General features: G+C 64.3%; 15 protein-coding genes, 1 tRNA gene and 1 pseudogene. 7 read left to right on the top strand and 10 right to left on the bottom strand.

Annotation, left to right across the window (positions count from 1 at the left end):
* The 3 genes and pseudogenes from PHX69_RS03605 to paeA all read left to right on the top strand — a co-directional run.
* Positions 1-186 (top strand): annotated as a pseudogene (locus tag PHX69_RS03605) (peptide chain release factor N(5)-glutamine methyltransferase); the annotation flags it as partial.
* Positions 187-235: 49 nt separating this feature from the next.
* Entirely contained in the window at positions 236-559 is a 324-nt protein-coding gene (gene grxD / locus PHX69_RS03600; RefSeq protein WP_119014640.1) for a Grx4 family monothiol glutaredoxin, read from the top strand.
* A 164-nt stretch (positions 560-723) separates the two neighbouring features.
* Positions 724-2,052, top strand: a complete 1,329-nt coding sequence (paeA, locus tag PHX69_RS03595; RefSeq protein ID WP_288042391.1) for a polyamine export protein PaeA — start codon at positions 724-726, stop codon at positions 2,050-2,052.
* A gap of 138 nt (positions 2,053-2,190) precedes the next feature.
* Here the strand turns inward: paeA and PHX69_RS03590 are convergent, their stop codons facing one another.
* Entirely contained in the window at positions 2,191-2,835 is a 645-nt protein-coding gene (locus tag PHX69_RS03590; protein WP_288042390.1) for a lytic transglycosylase domain-containing protein, read from the bottom strand.
* Entirely contained in the window at positions 2,832-4,577 is a 1,746-nt protein-coding gene (locus PHX69_RS03585) for a proline--tRNA ligase (RefSeq protein ID WP_119014637.1), read from the bottom strand. The genes PHX69_RS03590 and PHX69_RS03585 overlap by 4 nt, the downstream gene beginning before the upstream one ends.
* Before the next feature lie 92 nt (positions 4,578-4,669).
* Here PHX69_RS03585 and PHX69_RS03580 point away from each other — a divergent pair, with 92 nt between their 5' ends.
* On the top strand, positions 4,670-5,362 hold the full coding sequence (locus tag PHX69_RS03580) for an RNA pyrophosphohydrolase (protein WP_119014636.1): 693 nt from the start codon (positions 4,670-4,672) through the stop codon (positions 5,360-5,362).
* 58 nt (positions 5,363-5,420) lie between these two features.
* Here PHX69_RS03580 and proB read toward each other — a convergent pair whose 3' ends face one another.
* The 4 genes from proB to rplU all read right to left on the bottom strand — a co-directional run bounded on the left by proB (position 5,421) and on the right by rplU (position 8,482).
* On the bottom strand, positions 5,421-6,575 hold the full coding sequence (proB, locus tag PHX69_RS03575; RefSeq protein ID WP_288042389.1) for a glutamate 5-kinase: 1,155 nt from the start codon (positions 6,573-6,575) through the stop codon (positions 5,421-5,423).
* Between the two features lie 102 nt (positions 6,576-6,677).
* Positions 6,678-7,751: an Obg family GTPase CgtA gene (gene cgtA, locus PHX69_RS03570; RefSeq protein ID WP_119014634.1), complete on the bottom strand. Its 1,074-nt coding sequence runs from the start codon at positions 7,749-7,751 to the stop codon at positions 6,678-6,680.
* A 143-nt stretch (positions 7,752-7,894) separates the two neighbouring features.
* Positions 7,895-8,155 (bottom strand): 50S ribosomal protein L27, encoded by a 261-nt coding sequence (rpmA, locus tag PHX69_RS03565; RefSeq protein ID WP_119014633.1) that lies wholly within the window; start codon positions 8,153-8,155, stop codon positions 7,895-7,897.
* A gap of 15 nt (positions 8,156-8,170) precedes the next feature.
* Positions 8,171-8,482 (bottom strand): 50S ribosomal protein L21, encoded by a 312-nt coding sequence (rplU, locus tag PHX69_RS03560; protein ID WP_119014632.1) that lies wholly within the window; start codon positions 8,480-8,482, stop codon positions 8,171-8,173.
* Positions 8,483-8,726: 244 nt separating this feature from the next.
* Between rplU and PHX69_RS03555 the strand changes: the two genes are divergently transcribed.
* Together PHX69_RS03555 and PHX69_RS03550 are read left to right on the top strand one after the other, a co-directional pair.
* A complete protein-coding gene (locus PHX69_RS03555) occupies positions 8,727-9,656 on the top strand; it encodes a polyprenyl synthetase family protein (RefSeq protein WP_288042394.1) in 930 nt (309 codons plus the stop codon).
* Between the two features lie 28 nt (positions 9,657-9,684).
* Positions 9,685-9,761, top strand: a tRNA-Pro gene (locus PHX69_RS03550).
* Between the two features lie 84 nt (positions 9,762-9,845).
* On the opposite strand, the gene PHX69_RS03545 is transcribed toward PHX69_RS03550, so the two are convergent.
* The 3 genes from PHX69_RS03545 to PHX69_RS03535 form a co-directional block, all read right to left on the bottom strand.
* Positions 9,846-10,250 (bottom strand): hypothetical protein, encoded by a 405-nt coding sequence (locus PHX69_RS03545; protein ID WP_119014631.1) that lies wholly within the window; start codon positions 10,248-10,250, stop codon positions 9,846-9,848.
* 23 nt (positions 10,251-10,273) lie between these two features.
* Complete coding sequence (locus PHX69_RS03540) at positions 10,274-11,602, bottom strand: phosphatase domain-containing putative toxin (RefSeq protein ID WP_288042388.1); 1,329 nt, start codon at positions 11,600-11,602, stop codon at positions 10,274-10,276.
* Between the two features lie 265 nt (positions 11,603-11,867).
* The gene (locus PHX69_RS03535; RefSeq protein WP_502958465.1) at positions 11,868-13,589 is read right to left on the bottom strand and encodes an ABC transporter permease; all 1,722 of its coding nucleotides are present in this window, start codon (positions 13,587-13,589) and stop codon (positions 11,868-11,870) included.
* Between the two features lie 23 nt (positions 13,590-13,612).
* Here PHX69_RS03535 and PHX69_RS03530 point away from each other — a divergent pair, with 23 nt between their 5' ends.
* On the top strand, positions 13,613-14,680 hold the full coding sequence (locus tag PHX69_RS03530) for an ABC transporter ATP-binding protein (RefSeq protein ID WP_288042387.1): 1,068 nt from the start codon (positions 13,613-13,615) through the stop codon (positions 14,678-14,680).
* Positions 14,681-14,863: 183 nt separating this feature from the next.
* On the opposite strand, the gene PHX69_RS03525 is transcribed toward PHX69_RS03530, so the two are convergent.
* Positions 14,864-15,601, bottom strand: a complete 738-nt coding sequence (locus PHX69_RS03525; RefSeq protein WP_288042392.1) for a lysophospholipid acyltransferase family protein — start codon at positions 15,599-15,601, stop codon at positions 14,864-14,866.
* Positions 15,602-15,657 lie beyond the last annotated feature (56 nt).

Genomic DNA, 15,657 nt, shown 5'->3' with positions numbered 1-15,657 from the left:
GCCATCGTCGCGCAGGCCCCGGCCCATTTGCCACCGGGCGGCTGGCTGCTGCTGGAGCACGGCTGGGACCAGGCCGAGCGCGTGCGCGCGCTGCTGGCGGCAGCCGGATTCGGGCAGGTGCAAAGCCGCACAGACCTCGCCGGCATCGCGCGCTGCTCAGGCGGGCAGTGGCCGACAGTGAAATAATCCAGCCCATTCCCACCGGGCCCTTGCGGCCCTTTTTTTTGGAGCCACCATGAGCGATACCCAGAAACGCATCGACGACCTCGTCAAATCCAGCGAAGTGCTGCTGTTCATGAAAGGCACGGCCAGCTTTCCGCAGTGCGGCTTCTCGGGCCGTGCCATCCAGATCCTGAAAGCCTGCGGTGTCGATCCCAAGGCCGTCGTCACCGTCAACGTGCTCGAAGACGACGCCATCCGCCAGGGCATCAAGGAATACAGCCACTGGCCCACCATTCCGCAGCTCTACGTCAAGGGCGAATTCATCGGTGGCTCGGACATCATGATGGAGATGTACGAGTCGGGCGAGCTGCGCCAGGTGCTGGGCACTGCGGAATAAAGCGCCGGCTTCGGCCTGCTCCAGCGCACCGCACGGGCCGCCGCACAGGCGGCTTTTTTGTGCCCGCAACCCGGGCAGCGCAGCCCGTTACCTGCACCGCTACACTGCCACAGGCGCAGCCGCCGACCAGGCCAGCGCGCCACACGCCTTCCGCGCCACACGCCATGCTTGAAAACGCCTTCCTCATCTTTGCCCTGATTGCCGCCAGCGGCTTTTTTTCGGTGGCCGAAATCTCCCTGGCCGCCTCGCGCCGCCTGCGCCTGCGCCAGATGGCCGACGACGGCGACATGCGCGCCGCGCGCGTGCTGCGCACGCAAGAGCAGCCGGGTGACTACTTCACCGTGGTGCAGATCGGTCAAAACGCCGTGGCCATTCTGGGCGGCATTGTGGGCGAAGGCGCGCTCAGCCCGCACTTCACCCAGTTGTTTGGCTGGTGGCTGGCACCATCCATGGCGCAGACGGCGGGGTTTCTCTGCTCGTTTCTGGTGATCACGTCGCTGTTCATCCTGTTTTCTGACCTGTTTCCCAAGCGGCTGGGCATGGCCGAACCCGAGCGCCTGGCCCTGCGCGTGAGCCAGCCCATGGCGCTGTGCATGGCGCTCTTGCGCCCGCTGGTGTGGTTTTACAGCCGCTGCGCCGATGCGCTGTTTCGCCTGCTGGGCCTGTCGTCGCTGCGCGATGAGCGCGTCACCTCTGACGACATCCTGGCCATGATGGAGGCGGGCACGCGCGCCGGGCTGCTCGATGCCAGCGAGCAGCAGGTCATTACCAATGTGTTTGAGCTGGACACGCGCACCGTGGGCAGCGCCATGTCGCAGCGCGAGCGCATTGCATTCTTCCTGCGCGATGACCCCGACGACGTGATCCGCGTGCGCATCGCTGCCGAGCCGTTCTCGACCTACCCCGTGTGCGAGGGCGACATCGACCATGTGGTGGGCTATGTGGACGCCAAAGACCTGTTCCAGCGCATCCTGAACAACCAGCCGATTTCATTGCAGGATGACACCCTGGTGCGCAAGGTGCTGGTGGTGCCCGACCGGCTGACGCTGTCCGAGGTGCTGGAGCAGTTTCGCCAGGTGCATGAGGACTTTGCCGTCATCGTCAACGAATACAGCCTGGTGGTGGGCGTAGTCACCCTCAACGACGTGATGAGCACGGTGATGGGCGACCTGGTCGGCCCCGACGACGAAGAGCAAATCGTGCAGCGCGATGCCGATTCGTGGCTGATCGACGGCGTGACACCCATCGAGGATGTGCTGCGCACCCTGGCCCTGGACGCGCTGCCCCACGATGCGCAGTACGACACCCTGGCGGGCTTTTTGATGGTGATGCTGCGCCGCGTGCCCCGGCGCACCGACAGCGTGGTCTGGGGCGGCTACAAGTTCGAGGTGCTGGACGTGGACCGCTACCGCATCGACCAGGTGATGGTCTCGCGCACCACGCCCAGCGCTGGCAGCGCCCCCCCAACCGCAGCGGGCAACAGCACCGCCTGATGCAGAAACTATTATTTTGATAGCTACTTGCGCCCACTGCATCAGCGCTGGCGGCCTGTAAAGCCTGAAAAATCGCAACATTCCAGGCCGAAACCACTGCGGCCAAACCAGCCCCAGCGGACAGCCAAAGCCGCCGCGCTACCCGGCGCGCGTGTCGGTGAACAGCCAGTTGCGCTGGGCGGCGAACACGGCGTCGGGGTACGGCGCGCGGCCCCGGCTGCCGTTGTAACGCCCCAGGGTCAGGAACAGGTCGCCGCGCTCACGCTCCAGGTAGTGGCGCAAGATGACGCAGCCAAAGCGCAGGTTGGTCTGCATGTGAAACAGCTTGCCCGGGTCGCCATCGCCAATCACGCGCGTCCAGAACGGCATGACCTGCATGTAGCCGCGTGCGCCCACGCTGGAGACGGCAAACTTGCGGAACGCGCTTTCCACCTGGATCAGGCCCAGCACCAGCGACACATCCAGCCCGGCACGCTTGGATTCGTACCAGACGGTTTGCAGGAAATCGCGGCGCACCTGCCACTCGGGCTTGCGCCGGCGCAGGCGGTCGCTCATGGTGCCCAGCCAGCGCAGGTAGGCCAGGCGCGCTTCGGTGGTGGGAAAGTCGGGCTCGGGCGGTGCCTGGTTGGCCACGGCAGAACTGAGCGCGGTGCGCACCGAGTCGATCAGCGGCTCTTCCAGCTGGCTGCCCGCGTGGGCCGTGCCGGGCGCCGACAACCAGGCGGCAGGCCCGCTCGCCAGCGACACCAGGCAGGCGCGCCGCGAAACCACCCCGGCGCTCATGCGGCCAGGCGGCCCTTGAGGTGGGCCAGGATGTCAGCCGTAGCGACTTTGGTGGCGGCGCTGTCGCGGCGGTGCTGGTACTCGACCTGGCCTTCTTTCAGGCCGCGGTCGCCAATGGTGATGCGGTGGGGCACGCCAATCAGCTCCCAGTCGGCAAACATGGCGCCGGGGCGCTCGCCACGGTCGTCCAGGATCACGTCGATGCCCTCGGCCAGCAATTGGGCGTAAAGCGCATCGGCCGCCTCTTTGACCGCCGGGAAGCGATCGGGCGTGATGGGGCACAGCACCACGGTGAACGGCGCAATGGCGTCGGGCCAGATGATGCCGCGCTCGTCGTGGCTTTGCTCGATGGCGGCGGCGGGCAGGCGGGTGATGCCGATGCCGTAGCAGCCCATTTCAAAGAAAGCGGGTTTGCCGTCTTCGGCCAGGAAAGTGGCATTCATGGCCTGGCTGTATTTGGTGCCCAGGTAGAACACATGGCCCACTTCGATACCGCGCTCAATGGCCAGCTCGCCCTGGCCATCGGGGGACAGGTCGCCCGCGACCACGTTGCGCAGGTCAGCCACCACGGTGGGCTCGGGCAGGTCGCGGCCCCAGTTGACGCCGGTGGTGTGGAAGTCAGGCTCGTTGGCGCCGCAAATCCAGTCGGCCATGACGGCCACGTCGCGGTCCACCACCAAATTGACCGGCTGGCACAGGTTCAGTGGCCCCAGGTAGCCGGGCTTGCAGCCAAAGTGCTGCTCGACCTCGGCCACGGTGGCAAAGCGAAAGCCCTTGTCCAACCCAGGCACCTTGGCCACTTTGATCTCGTTCATGTCGTGGTCGCCGCGCAGCAGCAGCAGCCAGACCTGCGACTTGGTGATTTCGCCCGCTTCGTTGGTTTCATCGGTGGCCAGCACCAGCGATTTGACCGTGGTGGCCAGCGGCACACCCAGCAGCGCGGCCACGTCGGGGCAGGTGCTTTGGCCGGGGGTGGACACTTTGGCCAGGGCCTGCGTGGCAGCCGGGCGCGGGCCGGTGGGCGCCAGCGCCTCGGCCTTTTCGATGTTGGCGGCGTAGTCGCTGTGCGGGCAATAGACGATGGCGTCTTCGCCGGTGGCGGCAATCACCTGGAATTCTTCGCTCAGGTCGCCACCGATGGCGCCGCTGTCGGCGGCCACGGCGCGGTAGGTGAGGCCAAATCGGTCAAAAATGCGGCGGTAAGCGCCCGCCATGACCTGGTAGCTGGCCTTGGCCGATGCCTGGTCGCGGTCAAAACTGTAGGCGTCCTTCATGGTGAACTCGCGCCCACGCATCAGGCCAAAACGCGGACGGCGCTCGTCGCGGAATTTGGTCTGGATCTGGTAGAAGTTTTTCGGCAGCTGCTTGTAGCTGCGCAGTTCCTGGCGTGCGATGTCAGTAACCACTTCTTCACTGGTAGGTTGGATGACGAAGTCGCGCCCATGGCGGTCGCGGATGCGCATCATCTCGGGGCCCATTTTGTCGAAGCGGCCGGTTTCTTGCCACAGCTCAGCGGGCTGCACCACGGGCATGGTCAGCTCCACGGCACCGGCGCGGTTCATTTCTTCGCGCACGATGGCTTCGACCTTGCGCACCACCCGCAGGCCCATGGGCATGTAACTGTAAATACCGGCGCCCAGCTTTTTGATCAACCCGGCACGGGTCATGAGCTGGTGGCTGACCACTTCGGCATCGGCCGGAGCTTCTTTGAGGGTGGAAATAAAGAACTGGGATGCTTTCATCGGAGCAATGTCTGGCCCATAGGGGAAGGTTCCCTTGCCGCCCGCAGGGGGCCGTGCATAATGGACTCAGTTTAAAAATTTGGGGTTTGATTATGCTTGACCGGGACGGCTTTCGGCCGAACGTCGGCATCATCCTGCTCAACCAGAAGAACCAGGTGTTCTGGGGCAAACGCATACGCACCCACAGCTGGCAGTTTCCGCAAGGTGGCATTGACCGGGGTGAATCCCCCGAACAGGCCATGTTCCGCGAGCTGCACGAAGAAGTGGGGCTACAGCCCAACCACGTGCGCGTGGTGGCCCGAACCCGGGACTGGTTGCGCTACGAGGTGCCTGACCGGTACATCCGGCGCGATGCGCGGGGACACTACAAGGGCCAAAAGCAAATTTGGTATCTGCTGCAACTGATCGGCTACGACTGGGATTTGAACCTGCGTGCCACCAACCACCCGGAGTTCGACGCTTGGCGCTGGAACGATTACTGGGTGCCCTTGGATGTGGTGGTGGAGTTCAAGCGCGGCGTCTATGAAATGGCGCTGACCGAACTGGCGCGCTTTCTGCCACGCCACGAGCAGCGCAACCGCTACCTGCGCAGCGGCATGCGCGGGCGCGATTACGACCACGAACACATCGGTGGCCTTCTGCACCGACATGGTCCGTTGCTGGCCCACCATGGAATAGAGCTGCCGCCCGGAGCCAGCTTCGACCCTGATCCGCAAACCAGCCTCACGGCGGCAGCGCAGTCAGCGCCCTCCGATACAGCGGCGGGCAACAACACGGCCACCTGAGCAGCCGATGCACGACCAGACCCAGGCCACGCACGGCCTTGGCTCTGGCTCTGGCAGTTCAACCGCCCATCAGCACCAGATTGTCGCGGTGCACCATCTCGGGCTCGGCACTGTAGCCCAGCAATGCTTCAAAGTCTGGCGATGGCTTGCGGCACAGCAAACGTGCTTCAGCACTGGCGTAGTTGGCCAAGCCCCGCGCGATCTCGGCGCCCGCCAAGTCGCGCACTGCGATCACATCGCCACGCGAAAACTCGCCCTCCACCGCCGTCATGCCAATGGGCAGCAGGCTTTTGCCGTCGTGGCGCAGCTTGGCGGCGGCGCCTTCGTCCACCACCACGGCACCACGCAGTTGCAGGTGGTCGGCCATCCATTGTTTGCGCGCTTGCGTCTTGGCCGTCTGGGCGACCAGCAGGGTGCCGATGCTTTCGCCCTGGGCCAGCCGCAGCAGCACATCGGGCTCGCGCCCCCAGGCAATCACCGTCGAGGCACCGGAACCGGCTGCGCGTTTGGCCGCCAAAATCTTGGTGATCATCCCGCCCTTGCCAATGCTGGAGCCTGCCCCACCGGCCATGGCTTCAAGGGCCGCATCGCCCGCCTGGGCTTCATGCACGAACTGCGCCGCCGGATCACGGCGCGGGTCGGCGGTGTAGAGGCCCTTTTGGTCGGTCAGGATGACCAGCGCATCGGCCTCCACGAGGTTGGCCACCAACGCGCCCAGCGTGTCGTTGTCGCCAAACTTGATTTCATCATTGACGACGGTGTCGTTCTCGTTGATGACCGGCACCACGCCCAAGCCCAGCAGCGTCAGCAGCGTGCTGCGCGCGTTCAGGTAGCGCTCACGGTCGGCCAGGTCGGCGTGCGTGAGCAGCACCTGGGCGCTGCCCATGCGGTGCTCACGCAACTTGGTTTCGTACATTTGCGCCAAGCCCATTTGCCCCACCGCTGCGGCGGCCTGCAACTCATGGATTTCTTTGGGCCGTGCCGTCCAGCCCAGGCGCTTCATGCCCTCGGCAATGGCGCCACTGGAGACCATGATGACCTCGCGCGGCGCACCCACGCCATCGCCGCGTACCAGCGCTGCCAGTTGGCGGCTCCATTCACCGATGGCGGTTTCGTCCAGACCGCGGCCTTCGTTGGTCACAAGACTGGAGCCCACCTTCACCACAATGCGGCGTGCATCGCGCAACACGCCCGAAGTTTGGTTTTGAGTCATTTTGGCTTCTAACGCTGATGTAGCAAGCGCGAGCAGCTACAAATTAAATAGCAAACAAGGAAATCCGAACCGTGCCACGGCAGCCGTGGCACGGGCCAGGCGTCACGCTGGATCGCCGCCGGCAAAACGCGGATCGACTTCCTCCACCGGCGCTTGCTCGGCCACTTGCTGGGCCTTGACATGGCGGTAAATGGCGTGGATCAGCGGCTCACAGCCCTCGCGCGTCAGGGCCGAAATCTCGAACACCGGGCCCTTCCACTTGAAGCGTTTGACGAAATCGGCCACGCGCGCAGCCCGCTCGTCCAAGGGCACCATGTCCAGCTTGTTCAGCACCAGCCAGCGCGGCTTGTCGTACAGGGCCTTGTCGTATTTTTTCAGCTCGTTGACGATGGCCTTGGCCTGCGCCACCGGATCGACCGCATCATCAAACGGCGCCATGTCGATGACGTGCAGCAGCAAGCGTGTGCGTTGCAGATGGCGCAAGAACTGGTGGCCCAGGCCCGCGCCCTCCGAGGCACCCTCGATCAGCCCGGGGATGTCGGCAATGACAAAACTCTGCTCGGGTGCTACGCGCACCACGCCCAGGTTGGGGTGCAGCGTGGTGAAGGGGTAATCGGCAATTTTGGGCCGTGCGTTCGACACGGCGGCAATCAAGGTGGATTTGCCTGCGTTGGGCATGCCCAGCAGGCCCACATCGGCCAGCACCTTGAGTTCGAGCTTGAGGCTTTTGCGGTCACCGGGCCAACCGGGGGTTTTCTGGCGGGGTGCGCGGTTGATGGCGCTCTTGAAGCGCAGGTTGCCAAAGCCGCCATCGCCCCCCTTGGCGATGGTGATGACCTCGCCGGGCGTGAGCAACTCGTAGAGCACCTCACCGGTTTCGGCATCGGAAATGATGGTGCCCACGGGCATTTTGAGGGTGATGTCGCTGCCAGCGGCGCCGAACATGTCTGACCCCATGCCGTGCTCACCGCGCTTGGCCTCGTGGCGTCGGGAGTAGCGGTAATCGACCAGCGTGTTCAGATTGGGGTCGGCCACGGCGAACACATGCCCGCCTCGCCCCCCATCGCCACCGTTGGGGCCACCGAATTCCTTGTATTTTTCGTGCCGGAACGACACGCAACCATTGCCGCCATCACCGGCGGCAATGTCTATGTAGGCTTCGTCAACGAATTTCATAAGGTTTCCAGTTTACAAAACGGCGGCTTGGGCCTGCGCAGCGCCAGCCAAAAAGCACAAAGCCCCGGCGGTGCGGGGCGCGTGCCTGAAAAAGCAAAGCCCCGACCAGGCGGGGCTCAGGAAGCAGCTGAAGCGCTCGCGCCTCAGGCTGCAGCAGTCACGTTGACCGTGTGCTTGGACAAAGCGCCCTTGGTAGCAAACGACACGTGGCCATCGACCAGTGCAAACAACGTGTGGTCTTTGCCCACGCCGACGTTGACGCCGGGGTGGAACTTGGTGCCACGCTGGCGAACGATGATGGAGCCAGCGCTGATCAGTTCACCGCCGAAAGCCTTCACACCGAGCATTTTGGGCTTGGAATCGCGCCCGTTTCGCGTAGAGCCGCCGCCTTTTTTCTGTGCCATGACTGAAGCTCCTTATTAAGCAGCGATGTCGCCGATTTGCAGTTCAGTGAACTGCTGGCGGTGACCTTGGCGTTTTTGGTAGTGCTTGCGACGGCGCATCTTGAAGATGTGCACTTTGTCGTGCTTGCCGTGTGCCACGACCGTGGCTTTCACAGTGGCGCCGGACACCAGGGGCGTACCCACCTTCAGTTCAGCGCCGTTTCCGACGGCCAGAACCTGGTCGATGACGATTTCCTGGCCTACGTCCGCAGCAATCTGTTCTACTTTAATTTTTTCGCCGGAAGCAACGCGATACTGCTTGCCGCCGGTTTTTATGACCGCGTACATGTTGACCTCTTGGGTTGTGAGTTTCCACGAAAGAATTTTCACGGAACCCGGCATTCTAGCAGCCAGACAAATTCTTTCAAGCCGTTTGCAGCAACGCACCGGCATGCACGCCAGTGCAGTCACAGCGGCACACAGCTTCCTATAATTCGACACACCGCTAGCGACCACCATCTTGACTGCTCCCGCCCCCACCACCTCCCGGCCCTCCAGCCCCTCCGCCCCCCTGACCCTGATCGCCGACGGCATGCGCGAAGTCGATCAGGTTATTGCCAGCCGCCTGGCCTCGGGCGTACCACTGGTGGGTCAGATCTCGCACTACATCATCGCAGCGGGCGGCAAACGGCTGCGCCCGGCACTGCTGTTGATGGTCTGTGGTGCCCTGGGGTACCAAAACCCCCTGCGCTTTTCCCTGGCGGCCGTGGTCGAGTTCATCCACACGGCCACGCTGCTGCACGACGATGTGGTGGATGACTCCACCTTGCGCCGTGGGCGTCCTACGGCCAACGAAACTTTTGGCAACCCCGCCAGTGTGCTGGTTGGCGACTTTTTGTACTCGCGCGCGTTCCAGATGATGGTCGAGGCAGGGCAGATGCGCATCATGCAAATCCTGGCCGAAGCCACCAACATCATTGCCGAAGGCGAGGTACTGCAGCTGATGAACATGCACGACGCCTCGCTCGATGAAGAAGGCTACCTGCTGGTCATTCGCTCCAAGACGGCCAAGTTGTTTGAGGCCAGCGCCCGCCTGGGCGCTGTGCTGGCAGGCAGCCCGGCTGATGTGGAAGACGCCTGCGCCACTTACGGCCAAGCCCTGGGCACGGCCTTCCAGATCATTGATGACGTGCTGGACTACGACGGCGACGCCACAGAGCTGGGCAAAAACCTGGGCGACGACCTGCGCGAAGGCAAGGCCACCCTGCCCCTCATCATCGCCATGCAACGGGCATCGGCCAGCGATGCAGCGCTGGTACGCCAAGCCATTGAGAACGGCAGTACCGACCAGTTGGAAACCATCGCCAACATTGTTCGACAGACCGGCGCCCTGGTGGCAGCGCGTGAAGCCGCCGCCAGTGAAGCCCGCCGAGCCATTGCCGCCCTGGGCGCCTTGCCAGCCAATGAATACTCAGCCAATTTGCTACAATTAGCGGCTCAACTTTTGGATCGCCGCACCTGAAAACGCATGGCTCGCGGTACCAAAGTATCGGGGTGTAGCTTAGCCAGGTAGAGCGCTACGTTCGGGACGTAGAGGCCGGAAGTTCGAATCTTCTCACCCCGACCACGAGATAAAACAAAGCCCGCCAACTCAGACCAGTTGGCGGGCTTTTTCATAGAACCCATGCGCAAAGCGCATGGCCCGCAGGGCTCAAAAAGCGGCTTCCAGCGCTGGCATGGCCAGACGCGCACGGATCAGGGCCATGCCCAGATTGGCGGTTTTGCGGCATACAAAGACAGCCACGTAATCAGGATTGCTTTTACCGCGCAGGAAGATGTGGATCAAGTTCTCGCTGTTGACAATGATTTCCTGAAAATAATGGTACTGGCCTTCTTGCAAACCACGCGCCTTGGTGAACATGCGTTCGATGATCGAGACGCTCTCGCCATTGAACAAGTCACCCGTGGCGGCAGCCAGCAGATCAATCACTTGCCGAGGGTGTGAGTCCACGGTTTTCATCGATAGCAACATGCCGCTGGCTACGTCCACATAGCCTGCGGCGACGCATTCGGGCACGGTAGTGGCGGCTTGGCTCAAGGCGATATCAAGGGTCATGGGATGTGGTCTTTCTCAAGTAGTTACAGCATTTTTTTCAGAATCGTTTCCTCGTAGTGCTGCAAAAAAGCTTCCTGCCCCGGGCTTTGCACATACTGAGGATCGAGCAGGCGCACACGGCGCAGTGCCTCGGAGGCAGTCAGGCCAGCGCGCACCAGCCATGCAGCCAGCACGGTACCGGTGCGGCCAATGCCAGCCAAGCAATGCACGGCCAGCACCTGGCCTTGGGCCAGGAGGTTCTCCATGCGCTTGAGCAGCATCTGGATTTGGGCCACCGTGGGCGACTCACGGTCATACACAGGCAAGTGCAAATTACGTAGGCCATGGCGGTGCAAAGGCTCTTGGGGCAGGTCTTCTTCGGTCAAGGTGATGAGCATGGTGACCCCCATGCGCCGCAGAGCGGCCAAGTCATGGTCGATGCTGTGGGTGGCGCCCGGCAAAGGTGTTCCAGCCAGTTGCCCCGGCACCAGCCAGGTAAAGCCAGAGGGACCTTGCGCTCCAGGAGCTGCATCCTGCGCAGCCGCTGCGGCCACCGCTTCCTGGACAGGACAAGTCCAGAACGTGGATGCGGCCTCTGCGGCTAACGGCGCCGCCACTTCGGCACCCGGTGCAGGCGCCCCCCCCGTACCGATGAAGTGCTGCCCTGCGCTGGAGTGGGGCATGAGCACGAAATCTTCCACCGGACGCACTTCCTGTACACGCCCACGCTCAAGCACCACCACATGCTGCGCCACCATTTGCACATGGCGCGGGCTGTCGAGTGTGAGCAAAATTGCAGAAGTGTGGGCCAGAATGCGCAGCAGGTCCAACAACAAATAGGCTTCGTAATCGGGCAAATCGGTGATGGGCTCATCCACCAGCAACAAAGCGGGCTCGCACACGGCCTCACGCAACAAGGCCAGGGCCCGCTGCTGCACAGCGGGCAGCTCCATGGTGGGGAGGTCAAACGCCTGCTCGAGCTCGGGGAAACCCATGCGCTCGACATACTGCCCGCACCACTGGCGTGGCGACATCCCCTCCTGTGCCCAGCGTGGGGGGGCATATTCCAGCAAAGCGTCCAGGGTGCTGGCCATCATCGCGCGGGCGTTGAGCTGGGCCAGCCGGGGGCGGTGGCCATCGGCCAGTGCGCGTCCTTGGTAGAGCACACGGCCCTGCTCCTGGTAGCGCTGGTTGGCAAAATTCAGACCCGCCAGAGAACGCAAAAGGCACGATTTACCAGCGCCCACCGGGCCCAGCAAAGCGGTGACGGACAAGGCAGGCACGCCAAACTCCAAGTCGGACAAGACCACCTTGGGCCCAAAAGCCACACCAAACCCGTCCACGGACAAGCACGGCAAGTGCGCATGCGGCATCGTTCATTCTCCTTGTTGATGTCATCGGCACCCATCCACAAGGGGCGCGCACTACCGTGTGCGAATCCAAATCCTCTGGATCAAGTCAAGGTTTCACACAACTGCCATAGTTTAAGAGATGCATCTACTGGGATCTTCACGGAGAAAAAAGCAGCAAAGCTTTGACCACCAGGATTGACAGGCAAGCGCTTTTTGTACAGCCGACTGCCAGCACGGTCATTGGGCGCTGGAGGGAGCGCGTTGGCGCCTTGGTGGAGCAGCAGGCTTACAGTGCAGCCTGTGATGCACTGGCCGGTGCGCGCAGTGTGCGACTGAGCAGCACCACCGGCACCAAACCAACGGCCACCAGCGCCAGCGAGGGCAAGGCAGCCTCGCCCAGCCGCTCATCGCGGGCCAGTTGGTAGGCCACCACGGCCAAGGTGTCGCTGTTGAAGGGGCGCAGCACCATGGTGGCGGGCAACTCTTTCATGACATCGACAAACACCAACAGCGCGGCCGCTGCCGTCGAGCGCTGCAAAAGCGGCCAGTGCACCTGCGCCATCAGGCGCACACTGCCAGCGCCCAGCATGCGTGCCGAGTCGTCCAGGCTGACCGGGATGCGCGCATAGCCACTTTGCACCGACTGCAAAGCCACGGCGCAAAAGCGCACCAAATAGGCCCAGACAATGCCCAGCGCCGTGGTGGTCACCAACGCGCCCACGCCCCAGTGCGGCGCCTGCTCCTGCACCCAGCCCACCGGCAGCAGCAGGCCCACCACGATCACCGCGCCGGGCACGGCGTAACCTACGCCAGCCAGTTGCACCACGCCGCGCGTGAGCACGTCGGGGCGGCGGCGCACGGCAAAAGCCAGCGCCAGCGCCACTGCCACCGCCAAGCCCGCCGTGATGCCGCCCAGGCGCACACTGTTCCAGGCCCACTCCAAAAAGCGCTCCCAGGGCAATACCGACCAATCGGCAGCCAATGGCCGCAGCATGAACGCCACCGGCGCGACAAAGCCCATGAGCACCGGCACGGTGCAGATGCTCCAGGCCAGCCCGCGTGCCACGCCCCGCAGCGCTACGGGCTGGGCCTCAGCGGCGCCCGCGTGGCCCACGCCCTTGGCAGTGAAGCGCATGCGCCGCTCGGCACGGTGCTCCAGCCACAGCAGCAGCAACACCAAAGCCAGCAGCATGGTGGCCAACTGGGCAGCGGCCAGGCGGTTGTCCATGGACAGCCAGGCTTTGAGGATGCCAGTGGTGAAGGTCTGGATACCGAAGTAGCTGGTCACGCCAAAATCGGCCAGGGTTTCCATCAACGCCAGCGCCACCCCGGCGGCCACTGCCGGGCGCGCCAGGGGCAGCGCCACGGTGGCAATGCGACGGCGCAAAGGCGCCCCCAGCAAACGCGCGGCCTCCATCAAATGTGCGGCGCGCTCGCCCAGCGCTGTGCGCGCCAGCAGGTACACATACGGGTAAAGCGAGAAGGTGAACACCCAGACCGCTCCCCACAGGCTGCGCACTTCGGGCAGCAGGCGCCCCTCCAGCCCAAAAGCCTCGCGCAGCCCGACCTGTAGCGGCCCGCTGAATTGCAAAAAATCGGTATAGGCATACGCAGTGACGTAAGCCGGCATCGCCAGCGGCAGCAGCAACAGCCACTCGAACACACGCCGCCCAGGAAACTCAAACAACGTCACGGCCGCCGCCGTGGCCGTGCCCACCACCGCCGCCCCCACCGCCACCCACAGGCCCAGCCACAGCGTTGTCCAGACGTAGCCGGGCAGCACGGTGGCCGCCATCTCCCGCAGCAGGGCGCCCGTGGGGACATGGCTGTCCCCCCAGGGCAGCCATGCGGCCAGCAAAGCCAACACGGGCAGCGCCAGCAGGCCAGCCAGCAAGATCAGGGGAATGGTGCGCAGGGCGGCAAAGGGTCGGTGCAAGATGACGGGCTCGGTGGGGAATCGGACGGCTGCCAGAGCCGGTGCAGCAATGCAAATGCGAATTCTAAGCATTCGCCCGCCCTACAATGGCAGCCATGTTTCTGGCCGTCTCCCAACTCCAAGTGCGCTACGCCGGTCAGGCACAGCCTGCGGTGCGCGGCGTGACCCTGGGCCTGCGTGCAGGCCAGATCGGCGTACTGATCGGCCCCTCGGGCTGCGGCAAGACCACCCTACTGCGCTGCGTGGCCGGCCTGGAGAGCGTGAGCGCAGGCTCCATCCACCTCAACCAGCAACTGGTGGGCGCCCCAGAACACAGCCTGCCGCCCGAGCAGCGCCGCATGGGCATGGTGTTCCAAGACTACGCCCTGTTTCCGCACCTGAGCGTGGGCCGCAACATCGCCTTTGGTTTGCACGGCATGGCGCGCGCCGAGCAGGATGCGCGCGTGGCCGAGGTACTGCAACTGGTGGGGCTGGAGGGCAGCCAGAACCGCTTTCCGCACGAGCTGTCGGGTGGCCAGCAGCAGCGCGTGGCGCTGGCACGGGCGCTGGCACCGCGCCCCCAATTGATGCTGCTGGACGAGCCCTTCTCCAACCTGGACGTGGACTTGCGCGAGCGCCTGGCCCACGAAGTGCGCGGCATTCTCAAGGCGGCGGGCGCCACGGCGCTGTTTGTCACGCACGACCAGCTCGAAGCCTTTGCCATCGGCGACGTGATTGGCGTCATGAACCAGGGCCAGCTGCACCAGTGGGACGATGCCTACACGCTCTACCACCGTCCGGCCACGCGCTTTGTGGCCGACTTCATCGGCCACGGCGTGTTTGCCCCGGCCACGCTGGAGCAGCAGGCCAGCGGCGTGGTCGTGCGCACCCCTTTGGGCGATTTGGCCAACATGACCGAATGCCCGCTGCCGTCCAGCTACCCCGGCGGCGAGTGCGATGTGCTGCTGCGCGCCGACGACATCGTTCACGACGACAACGCCCCCGTGAAGGCGCAGATTGTGCGCAAGGCGTTTCGGGGCTCGGAGTTTCTCTACACCCTGCGCCTGGCCAGCGGCCAGACCATGCTGGCCCACGTGCCCAGCCACCACGACCACGCACTGGGCGAGTGGATAGGCATCCGCGCGCAGATGGACCATGTGGTGACGTTCGCGCGCGAAGCCTGAGCGCACGGGCTGGCGCCTTCCCTTCCTGCGCACCAGCCACTATTTTTCAGATCAAATCGGCATCCAACGCCCGCGCGATGGGCGCAATTAGCTATCTATAAGATAGCGATTTGGCAACTACCTTCAGGCGTTTCGATACTGGCAATGCACGGAGCCCGTGCGGCCCTGGCGCAGATGGCGCGCTCAGCGCTGGCGCAGCACGTCCACCTGCGCTTGCAGGTGTGCGCTCCAGGCGCGGCGGTCGCGCCCCTGCGCCTGCTCGGGCGGGCCATAGTTGACCACCGCCACGATGGGCGGTGCGCAGACGGTGCGCCAGATCGATCCCAGCAGCGTCTCATCGCCGATGTAGCTGGGCGCGCAGGTGGTGGCGCCCGTGGCCGCATCGACAAAGCGCAGCCCCACCGGCTGCACCGGCGCCGGGGCCGACACCGCCGCCTGCAACAAATTGGCATGAAAGGGCAGCAACGTGCGCCCATCGCCCGTGGTGCCTTCGGGGAACACCGCCAGCACCTCGCCCGCGCGCAAGGCGTCGGCCATCTGGTGCACCACGCGCAGAGCGTCGCGCCGGGTGCTGCGCTCGATGTAGAGCGTGCCCGCCGCCGTGGCCAGCGCGCCAATCAGCGGCCAGCCCTGCACGTCGGATTTGGAAACAAACCGGCAATGGCCTGCGGCGTGGATGACCACAATATCCAGCCACGACAAATGGTTGGCCACCAGCAGCACCGGCCCTTGCCGTGGCACCGGGCCGCGCACCTGCAAGGCAATGCCCAGATGGCCCAGCAACGCCATGGCCCAAGCCTGCACACGCATGCCCTGCTGCTGCGGCGACAGGCGCGGAAAACGCAGCAGCACCGTGGCCAGCCCGAGAGCAATGTGCCCCAACAGGCGCAGCAGGCGCGCCGCGCCGCGCAGCGGTTTCAGCACCGCACCGCGCGGTGCGCACACCGCCCCCACTGGCCGCATCGGCCCATGGCACA

Origin of the sequence: Simplicispira sp. (assembly GCF_028687295.1) — a bacterium.
Taxonomy (GTDB): Bacteria; Pseudomonadota; Gammaproteobacteria; order Burkholderiales; family Burkholderiaceae_C; genus Simplicispira; species Simplicispira metamorpha.
The sequence above is the reverse complement of the archived record's forward strand: the minus strand, read 5'-3'. Positions and strand labels throughout refer to the sequence as shown.